2 protein-coding genes are annotated in these 892 nt (G+C 48.8%); both read left to right on the forward strand.

What is annotated here, in order from left to right:
• Nucleotides 1-197 (forward strand): hypothetical protein (locus BHE89_RS23945; protein ID WP_216081033.1); only part of this gene is annotated, 197 nt, incomplete at its 5' end.
• 18 nt (nt 198-215) lie between these two features.
• A partial coding sequence (gene csf2 / locus BHE89_RS18830) for a type IV CRISPR-associated protein Csf2 (RefSeq protein WP_141008338.1) occupies nt 216-892 on the forward strand: 677 nt, incomplete at its 3' end.

The following is an 892-nucleotide window of genomic DNA, read 5'->3' on the forward strand; positions in this document are numbered from 1 at the left end:
CCCCCTTTACTTTTAGCGATATGAAGTCTGCTCGCTCAAGACAAAGTGAGTGGGCATGGTGGGCCTTGTTGCTACGCCAAGAAGGGAAGCATGACGCAGAGTTCAAAGTGCTGGACGAACTGACTGCTGATGAGGCATGGGCGCTCGACTTTTGCCTCGCTGACGATATTAAAAAACCTGAACCAATTTTGCTATAACACCTGGAGACACATCGAATGAACAGCATCAATATCGTTTTGACTACTACCTCTCCCTGGTATGTCGCTTATCCTGAAAATGAATCGAAAGAATTAAAAGGGGTATCTCTGACGCAGAAGAAGTCTGTGTTTGGTCAGCAAGTTCCTTGTTATCTCGGTAACGGCCTCCGAGGCCAGTTCCGTCGTAGCATCGGTCAGTTGATCATCGACTCCTTGCGTGGACGAGGAGAGACTATCCCTGCAAACGTGTTTATTGGCTTGCAAACGGGTTCCGCATCGGCTCAGCCGGATAAATCCATGAACAGCGTCGAAGAGCTGACTCGTTCGGCACAGCATGTTTACATGGGCTTGTTCGGTGGTGGGGCTCGGACATTACGCAGCCGCTATAGCGTATCGGACATCACCCCTATTCTCCATTGCACTGTCGAGACAAATGAAATTGTCGCCCCAAAAGGGATGGTGGATGAGGTTCTGGACAGCCTCCACTACACCGTTAAAGAAGATGGGAAAGAAACCCAGAAGATCATAGAAGGCTGGCAGTTGATCGAAAAACGCTGGTTCACTAAGGTTGACGACTTTGAACGCGGTAATGTCACCTTTGAATTGCTTGATGCCATTGAAAACGGCACCGAAGCTGTATCTGAGTACCTCTCTGGCAATGCAGAAAACAGCAAGCAACGTAAAGCGGCAAAAAA

Origin of the sequence: Shigella sp. FC1967, from assembly GCF_001743005.1 — a bacterium.
GTDB lineage: Bacteria > Pseudomonadota > Gammaproteobacteria > Enterobacterales > Enterobacteriaceae > Proteus.